Source organism: Microbacterium sp. Bi128 (assembly GCF_918698205.1).
In genome coordinates this window covers 1-1,675 of sequence record NZ_CAKKMM010001134.1, presented here as the reverse complement: position 1 = coordinate 1,675, position 1,675 = coordinate 1, and the positions used below count along the sequence as shown (strand labels likewise).

1 protein-coding gene and 1 pseudogene are annotated in these 1,675 nt (G+C 64.0%); both read right to left on the bottom strand.

The annotated features are described in order from the left end of the window. The coding region (locus LQV45_RS30520) for an aspartate kinase (RefSeq protein ID WP_230010981.1) at window positions 1-1,398 on the bottom strand (1,398 nt) is incomplete at its 3' end. Between the two features lie 75 nt (window positions 1,399-1,473). Beyond that, window positions 1,474-1,675: pseudogene (locus LQV45_RS30515) on the bottom strand (diaminobutyrate--2-oxoglutarate transaminase); the annotation flags it as partial.

Here is a 1,675-nt window from a genome sequence, read left to right as displayed (position 1 = left end):
GCCGGAAATCGGGACCCACGTCTGGAGCGGGGGGCCAACAGCGCGTGTGAGATGGCCTTCATGACCGGCCGCCGTTGCCTCGTCCGCCGGGGTCATGCCGAAGGCCCGCCGGACAGCGCGCTCGGCATCCGCGAGCCGGTCGGCGTGCGTGACAGCCCCCACGGACGTCTCGGAGATGTCGACGAGATCGAGCTCCACGTCGGCGTCGGACAGGGCCTTGAGGAAGGTGCAGAAGATTTGCGGGGACGACCGCATGCCCAGTCCAGTAATGGACACCCGGCCCACCCGGTCGTCGTGCTGCAAACCTTCAAATCCAATGCTTCCCTTTTCGGCATCCAGCACAGCAAGGGCGTTACCTGCATGGGCAGCAGGCACGATCAGTGCAACATCGGAACGCCTCGGGCCGGGGCCGGCCGTATTTTGGACAATTGCCTGGACATGCGCCCCGGACCGAGAGAGGACATGCAAGATGCGCGCCATGCTCTCCGGCTGGTCCGGAATTCCCACGACAGTGATTTTCGACGCCGAGTTGACCCCGGCTACAGCGGTCACCTCGGGTTGTTCCCTGGCGGGCTGGAGCAGTGGATGACGGTCAAGGCCGGGCAGGATCAACGTCCCGGGCTCCGGCACGAAGGAGGACCTCACATGGATCGGAATACCGAACCGGCGGGCGTATTCAACACACCGCAGGTGCAATACCTTGCAGCCGGAGGCGGCGAACTCAAGCATTTCCTCGCTCGAGAGGATCTCGATCTTCCGCGCCGTCGGGACAACCCGGGGGTCCGCGGTGTAGACGCCGTCGACGTCCGTGTATATCTCGCAAATATCGGCTTCGAGCGCAGCGGCCAGGGCGACCGCTGTGAGATCCGAGCCGCCGCGGCCGAGCGTGGTCACCCTGTTCCGTTTCTGCGTCCTGCCCTGGAATCCTGCGACGATGGGGACCTCGCCACGGGCCAGACTACTGCGGACGCGGTCCGGCCTGACATCGGTGATGTGTGCCTTGCCGTGGATGTTGTCGGTAATGAGGCCGGCCGCACTGCCCGTAAATGTGCGGGGCAGCTGGCCGAGATCCGCCAGGGCAATCGCCAAAAGGGCCGAGGACACAAGCTCGCCGATGCTCAGCAGGGCGTCAAGGTCCACAGGCAAGGGCCGGGCGGAAACTTCCGCGGCAAGATCGCAGAGTTCATCGGTGGTGTCCCCCATGGCGGACACCACCGCCACGACCCGATAGCCGTTGGTCCGTGTTTTGGCGATCCGCTCGGCTGCCCGGAGGATACCCGCGGCATCCGCCAGGGACGAACCGCCAAACTTTTGAACAATGACACTACCCGGGGGAATCGCCCGGTCGGTTTCCGCTAGATCACTGTCGTTGAAAGCTGTTGCCTTGCGGGTACCCATTTTGCTCCCCGAAATCTACTTCGATTCTTGCAAGGGGCACTGGCCCCTTCGAGCCGTTTCGCCCTGATCGGATGCTCAAATGGTTGATCCCAAGGCCACCGGCTCCCCGGTCACAGTCACTGCGGCCGCAGCGAGAATATCGAGTCCCTTCTGAAGATCCTCGGGGCTGATAGTCAGCGCGGGCATCGTCTTGACCACTTCCCCTTCGGGTCCGGACGTTTCCACGAGCAGACCCCGGGCAAAGGATTCAGCCGCAATCCTCTCCGCAGTCTCGGGG